Origin of the sequence: Dyadobacter sp. (assembly GCF_017744695.1) — a bacterium.
GTDB lineage: Bacteria > Bacteroidota > Bacteroidia > Cytophagales > Spirosomataceae > Dyadobacter.
Map to the genome: position 1 here is coordinate 965402 of NZ_JAGIAS010000003.1, position 7135 is coordinate 972536.

Consider the following 7135-nt stretch of genomic DNA (forward strand, 5'->3'; position numbering starts at 1 on the left):
ACTAAGATGGAAATTTACAATAACCTTGATATGCAGCAGAACCAGATTATAAATGTGGTTCTGCACTCGCAATCAACTCCGCCGGGGAGTCCAGCAAACGGGCAAATCTGGCACAACTCTACCAGCAATATTATCAGCTATTATCGTCTGTCAGACTCGACCTGGGTTCCTCTCGGTTCGGGTACGGTTGTAGGTGGTGATGGCTTGTTGGAGAGCACCGCTGGCGGCATCGTTACATTGTCCGTTAATGTTGACAATACGACCCTGGCAATAACTTCCGATGTGGTTGGCGTGAAGGACGGCGGGATTACAGCGATAAAACTCGCCACTGATGCAGTCACTACCCTGAAAATTCTCAATCAGGCGGTAACATTCGCGAAGATGCAAAACATCAACGCAATGACTGTTATCGGGCGGACTGCCGCTGGCGCTGGCGTCGCGTCCGAGATCACCTTGATTAATGACAATACGCTTGCCACGGCCACTGGTACAAACATTGCTACGGCTGGTTCAGTAAAGGCCTACATTGATTCTTTGGTAGGTGCTGTTGGCACACTTGTCGGCGCTTTCAATGCTTCGACGAGCACCAATTATCCGGGTAGCGCCGCGATTAAAAAAGGATCATATTGGTATGTGTCCGTTGCCGGGACGGTCCAAGGCACAGCTTTCAACGTAGGCGATGTTTTAATTGCCAATAAAGACAACCCTTCGACTACATTGGCGGCAGACTGGATTTTCCTTGAAACAAACCGCGACCAGGCAACTGCTACCGTTTTGGGCTTAGTAATGCTGGCGACTGCTGCTGAGGTGCAAACCGGAACAGATGCCGTTAAGGTAATTACCCCGGCGACACTCAGCGCACGAACCGCAACAGAAACTCGTACCGGTTTGATCGAAATTGCGACACAGGCGGAAACCGATGCAGGTACCGACGACACTCGCGGGATCACTCCGTTGAAACTGGCTACCTACGTGGCGGCGAGAATTGCCGGCGGAGCGTATGCGGCAACGATCGGGGACGGAACAGCTACGGCCTACACTGTCACCCACAACCTGAATACGCTCGATGTTGTGGTGGAAATCCGGAAAGTCTCTGACAACTCATCCGTCATAGTGGACAATCGCGCATCTACGGTCAATGCCGTGATTGTAACCTTCGCCAAGGCTCCCGCAGCTGGTGCATTCCGTGTGATCATTAAAAAGTAAGTAATGGATTTTTTAAGCGACGCATATTTCGATAATGCCCTCACTGCCGCCTCCAAGATCCGGGCGGCGACCAGCTACGTTATGCTTGCCGTTGGGGTGGCAAACAGTGCATACTCCAATGGTGCAATGGAAGCGTACACCCCACCGGGAGCGTATGCCGCTGGCGCGCGCCCTGGCTACGGCTTCCATGCGTCGGGAAGTTTCGGAACCTACCTGTATGCGCAAGCCGCGTCCGATCTCAGGTTGAGGACCGATGCAGGCCTTGATTACACGTTATGGCATTCGGGAAACGCTCGTAGCGATGCCCAGAACGACACGCGTTACTCTCAGCTCGGGCACACTCACGCAATTTCCGAAGTTACAGGCTTACAGGCTGCGCTCGATGCGAAAACCGGAGGTAGCGGCACGCCTGGCCGCTATGCAAAGTTTGCAACGAACACCACTTTTGCAGATAGCCTTTTAAGTGAGTCCGGCATAAGTATAACCGCCAACGGAGGTGTGTTTGTTTCGGATGTTGCTCACAATTCAAACGTACGCGGCTACGGGTTATGGGCTTCGGGTTTTGCCCGTTGGTCTTTGGGTAAAGCGGGCACTGAATCGGGTTCAGACTCAGGATCTGACTTTGTTTTGTGGGCTTATAACGATGGTGGTACATTCCTACGTGAGGCGCTTCGCATTTCTCGGGCGTCTGGCAATGCGACATTTTCGGGGACTATCGCGGTCAGCGGTGGCAATTCGACACAATGGAACTCGGCCTTTGGGTGGGGAAACCACGCGGGGCTCTACGTTCCGGTATCCCGCACCGTATCGGCCGGAACTGGTCTGACTGGCGGGGGAGCATTGTCGGCAAATATTTCGCTTGCTTTCGATAGCGCGTACGGCGACGGGAGGTATGCCGCATTATCCCATACCCATACAATTGCCAACGTAACGGGTTTGCAGGCTGCGCTCGATGCAAAGGTGGCGGGAAGCGCCACGGCGGGAAGGCTCCCTAAAATGGCGACTGGTTCAACGATAACTGACAGCCTGCTGAGTGAATCCGGCATAAGTATAGCTGCCAACGGAGGTATTTTTGCTTCCGATACGCCAACGAACACTAACGTTCGCGGATACACAATTTTAAATGGTGGTCAAACGCGCTGGACATTCGGCAAAGCGGGGACAGAATCTGGATCGGATTCCGGCTCAGATTTCACTTTGTGGAGTTTTAATGACGCCGCGTCATTTTTGAGAGAGCCGTTGCGGATTTCGCGAGCGACCGGTAACGCGACATTTTCAGGATCGATCACGGCAAGCGGCGGTAATTCAGGAAACTGGAATACGGCTTACAGCTGGGGCAATCATGCTGCTGCCGGATATGTTCCGTCTGCCCGCACGATCACAATCAACGGCTCCACTTTTGACCTTTCCGCGAATCGATCGTGGACTGTTGCGGGCGGTGTTGGAGGATCAGGCACGACAGGATTTGTTACAAAATGGAATGGCGCAAATTTGGAGGATAGTTCGATCGATGATTCTGATACCTCCTTTATCAAAACGTCCAAAGGGGCAACTATTGGGCAGGGCGGTTCTCGTTGGCATTTCTCCCTCTATCCTTCTACTGGTGGCGCCATGCTGTACTGGAATGACCCTTCTGCAACAGCAGGGTATGTTGCACAGGCTGATGCTTCTGGACTTCACATTGTAGGGTTGAGCATAGGGTATCATATGTCCATGCTGTCAAATCAGAATGTTCAGATTTACAAGCAGCTAAACATGCAGGTGTCAACTGGAACGGCTCCATTTCAGATTTTTAGCACCACGATGAACCCGAATCTGAATGCCGACATGGTGGATGGGTTGCACGCCTCAAATTTGGTCCAAACGACCAGAACCCTCACTATCAACGGCACTACGTTCGATCTTTCCTCAAACCGAACTTGGACGATTTCGGCAGGCATTGGCGGTAGCGCTACGGCGGGAAGGCTCCCTAAAATGGCGACGAGCTCAACGATAACGGATAGTATTCTCAGCGAGAGCGGTATCGGCATTATCGCAAATGGAGGCGTATTTGTTTCGGACGTAGCTCATAATAGTAATGTTCGGGGTTATTCGCTTTGGGCTTCTGGCCTCAATCGTTGGGTTTTCGGTAAGGCCGGAACTGAATCGGGTTCAGACTCAGGATCTGACTTTGTGCTGTGGTCCTATAATGACGCCGGCACATTTGTCCGTGAGCCATTCCGCGTTTCCCGCGCGACGGGCAATGTAACGTTCACAGGAACCGTGTCAGCGGGTAGCTTTGCGGTTGGCACGAATACAAGCTCGCAGTGGACTCAGGCGTTCAGCTGGGGTAATCACGCTTCTGCCGGTTACGCAACTCTTTCATATTTAACGACCAACTACTACACCAAGGCCAGCATCGATGGAATGGTTTCCGGTTATGTGCCGGATAGCAGAATGGTGCTAGGCCAGGGAAGTATTCAGGGAGGTGGAAATCTTGGCATAAACCGGTATTTAAACCTATACGGGGACCAAGACAACCCAGGCGCAAATAAATATTATGGTACCGATGGCTCTGGCGGCAAAGGCTGGTATAGCCTTCCTACGGGCGGAGGCAGTGGATATGTCCCCGAATCGCGTGTAATTACAATTAATGGAGTTGCGCAGGATCTATCATTGAATAGGTCTTGGACGATTTCTGCCGGAATTTCAGGCAGCGGATCGCTGAATATGTTCACCAAATGGTCCGGCTCTGGCTCAGTCACCACTGCTGAGATGTACGAAGTTTCCAACACCATTTACATCGGATCGAGCGGAAACCGTCGCCACTTGGTAGTTCAGGGTTCACTCGTGCCGCTTCAAATGACCGCATCAGAAAGGGCGAGCTATTCGCCGGGTTTTTTCGGGGCGCTCGTATATCAAACAGACGGTACCGAGGGATTTTACAGAAGCAAAGACAATGGGTCAGGTGGTGTCACCTGGGTATTTGTAGGATAATCAATTTTTTCATCAATAAACTAAATCACAAAAAACAATGGAGACCAGCTACAAAAAGGCTTTCAGATTCGTCGATGTTGCACAAGTTCTGATCAAAGAATCCAATGAGAAAGACACGAAGTTCATCGCGGCACTGAACACCGTGATCGAGCAAATCGATGAACAGCGCGAAGGCTACGGGAAAAAGCTTGTAAAAATCCAACGCAAGCATGCTGCTGAGGATAAATTCGGTTGCATTCTTCGTGACGATCACGGCAATTATCGCTACAAAAGGGATCAGGAAGAGGCGATGGAGGAAAAGATTGAAGAGCTTTTTAACCATGAAACAAGCGTAGAATTTGAGCCTGAATACGTCGATAAGGAGTCCATTCCTGCGAGTGTCCCGAAGCACGTCCGCAAGTGGCTTGTAGGCTTTGTCATCGAACCAGTCGAGGAAGAGCCAACGCCTGCCAAAAAGTTATTGAATTCTTTACCAACAACAAACAATACAACCAATGAAAAATAACAACATCGCGGCGCTGGTGGAAACAGAAACACCGGCGCCAACCACTGCTCCGCAGTTCCAATTTGACTATGCGAGCATCAACTTTTCAGTAACTGGCCGCGAGGTCAGCACGGGTGAGCCCAAGGCTTTTTCATTCAATGATTCGGCCAGTCTGAATTTCAATGATGAGAATGAGCTGAACAGAACACTGAACGACAAGGGCTTTTTGCTTGAAGTAGTTCCCGCCCTCGTGCGGAGAGCTTTGCAGTCGTACGATTCGGAGAACGAAAAGGCGAAGCAGTTGAAACAAGCGCTCGGCGCATTGCTTCAATAATACAAAACTCATTTCATCAACAACTAAAAACCATTTCATGAAAAATTTGCTTTTGGCGGTACTCCTGGCGTTTTGCCAGGTAGTAACCGCGCAATCGATCGATCAGGTTATCGATAACAAAATCAAGGCATCGGAGGCCCGGCAAAAAGCCTATGCGGATAGCCTTTTCAAGAAAGGAAACGGCGGGGTTGATCCCAAACCCGAAGTCCCAAAGGGGGATAGTTGCACGCGCGGCCCGGTGCCGAACGATGTTTACAATATCACTCAGAGCGGCGCGACCGTCCTTTTCGATGGTGAGGGAGTATTCGGATGGGATTTCTCGATCCTTCAAAGTGGGATCGTAAAGGTTACCGGCAATTCTGGAAAGGAGAAGCTGACAAAGAATACCGTTCCGATTTCCTATGCTCTGGCGCCAGGTGAATACGTGTTGGCTTTAAAGGGTAATACCTGTTTGAGCAAAGTATATACGCGTACGTTCACCGTTCCAAAGCCCACAGGCGAGAATGGAAACGGTAGTAATGGCGGGAACAATGGCCCACCCCCTGTAAATACCGGCGAGCGCGGCATAACAATGAACCTGACCGGTTACGGCTTTGATGTTTCAGCGCCGACAGGTATCAGCAAAGAATGGCTTGAACGCATTGAGGCATTCCTGAACCTCACGCATAACGGCAAAAAGTTCCGCGGCATCGACGCTATCCGGGTCAATATGAAGTGGTACAGCTACGAACCGAAGGAGGGAGTATTCCGAGATGATAAGCTTCTCGATGTTATCAATTATTGCAAGCGCAATGGCATTAAGTTGAGCGTTGCCCTGATACCTTGGCGCGTAATTGGCGATGGAATGCTCGACCGTTCCGAATGGCTGGAACAGTTACCGGATCCGTTCTGGAAACCCTCCGACGAGGAGCCAACTCAGGATCTCGTCTGGCACGCAGAGGGTCGCTTACCTTCCATCGAGAAAACATACATGCCGAGCCTGCATAGTAAAATCGGGCAGCAAAAGTTCAAGAATGCCGCGCGTCATTTGGCCGAGTTCATGGCCAAATACCCGGAATACGTCGATTACATTGCGACGGCAACCAGCCCGGGCGAGGAGTACGAAACCAATATTCAACGCGCGACCAACAACCAGATTCTCCTAACCGGTTACGGGCAGGCTGATTTGAATGCCTGGCGTGAATATTCGGGAGGATTGTCCGTGCCCTATCCCGCGCAGAACAATGAAGAGCATATTGCCTACCTGTTCAATAATTCAGACGCGGGAAGGAAATGGTACGAGTTCAGAACGAAAGGACTGAAAGACTTTCACGCCGCATTTGTGCAGGGAGTCCGGGAAGGCGGAAAAGGCAAAGTAAGGTCGATGGGTATGTACGCCGGCGTTGGCGCTCCGTCTGGAACATGGACCGGCCTTTACAAGCTCAATGAGATTTTCAGCGCTGGTACCGGTGATCAGCCTGATTTGATCTATTCGAGTGAAGGCGACGCCGGGAGCCAGAATAGCAAGCTGATGGCGACCGACTTGAATGCGGCCACATTCCCAGGATCCGGCTACGCTATCGAATTTGACCCTAACGACGTTTCGGTAGATCAGGACTGGCAAACGAGCGTAGAGGAAGACGTGAACGGCGATATTCTCTACTTCTGGGCTGCTCCATTCTTTCGGCGTGGCGGCGAGATCGTTCATTTCGCCATGTCCTTTTACGCGCCAAAAATCAATGCACAGCTGGGCTCCGCGATTTACCGGCTGCGATCTGAATTCATCGACGGCGATTCCGGTATGACAGGCATTGCTCAGGGCGAAGGCTTTACTTTCCCGATTACCACATACGCAGGCCTGCAAGGATACCGAGAAATCTATTCAGGGCGCGGAGGAGGTGTCAACAAGGTTGTCAAAATCTTACTGAAATGAGGCTCAACCACTGGAAGATCATCGCGGGGCTACTGGCGATTATCCTGGCTCTCGCATGCATCCTTTGGTATCAGGGCTTCCGGCAGCCTACGCCAAACCCGAACGCGCCGGATTTCGCCGACACGATCCGGGAGAACCAGCGCCGGGCCGATCAGTACGCCGATACGATCAAAAAACATCATCCAGATTATGAAAACAAACTTGAAGGGTATCGTAAAAGCGC

General features: G+C 51.3%; 6 protein-coding genes. All 6 read left to right on the forward strand.

What is annotated here, in order from left to right; genetic code table 11:
* Positions 1-6 precede the first annotated feature (6 nt).
* Positions 7-1206, forward strand: a complete 1200-nt coding sequence (locus J7619_RS16005; protein WP_291200314.1) for a hypothetical protein — start codon at positions 7-9, stop codon at positions 1204-1206.
* Positions 1207-1209: 3 nt separating this feature from the next.
* Entirely contained in the window at positions 1210-4182 is a 2973-nt protein-coding gene (locus J7619_RS16010; RefSeq protein WP_291200317.1) for a hypothetical protein, read from the forward strand.
* A gap of 37 nt (positions 4183-4219) precedes the next feature.
* Entirely contained in the window at positions 4220-4687 is a 468-nt protein-coding gene (locus J7619_RS16015; protein WP_291200319.1) for a hypothetical protein, read from the forward strand.
* Positions 4677-5000: a hypothetical protein gene (locus J7619_RS16020; RefSeq protein ID WP_291200321.1), complete on the forward strand. Its 324-nt coding sequence runs from the start codon at positions 4677-4679 to the stop codon at positions 4998-5000. Before J7619_RS16015 ends, J7619_RS16020 begins: the two co-directional genes overlap by 11 nt.
* Before the next feature lie 37 nt (positions 5001-5037).
* Positions 5038-6912, forward strand: coding sequence for a hypothetical protein (locus J7619_RS16025; RefSeq protein WP_291200324.1), 1875 nt, complete (start codon positions 5038-5040; stop codon positions 6910-6912).
* Positions 6909-7135: hypothetical protein (locus tag J7619_RS16030; protein ID WP_291200327.1), on the forward strand; the 227-nt coding region annotated here is incomplete at its 3' end. The genes J7619_RS16025 and J7619_RS16030, both read left to right, overlap by 4 nt.

What these genes read in the sequence shown, in the direction of transcription:
- J7619_RS16005 (WP_291200314.1), top strand. Translation starts at nt 7, where the DNA reads ATGGAAATTTACAATAACCTTGATATGCAGCAGAACCAGATTATAAAT.
- J7619_RS16010 (WP_291200317.1), top strand. Translation starts at nt 1,210, where the DNA reads ATGGATTTTTTAAGCGACGCATATTTCGATAATGCCCTCACTGCCGCC.
- J7619_RS16015 (WP_291200319.1), top strand. Translation starts at nt 4,220, where the DNA reads ATGGAGACCAGCTACAAAAAGGCTTTCAGATTCGTCGATGTTGCACAA.
- J7619_RS16020 (WP_291200321.1), top strand. Translation starts at nt 4,677, where the DNA reads ATGAAAAATAACAACATCGCGGCGCTGGTGGAAACAGAAACACCGGCG.
- J7619_RS16025 (WP_291200324.1), top strand. Translation starts at nt 5,038, where the DNA reads ATGAAAAATTTGCTTTTGGCGGTACTCCTGGCGTTTTGCCAGGTAGTA.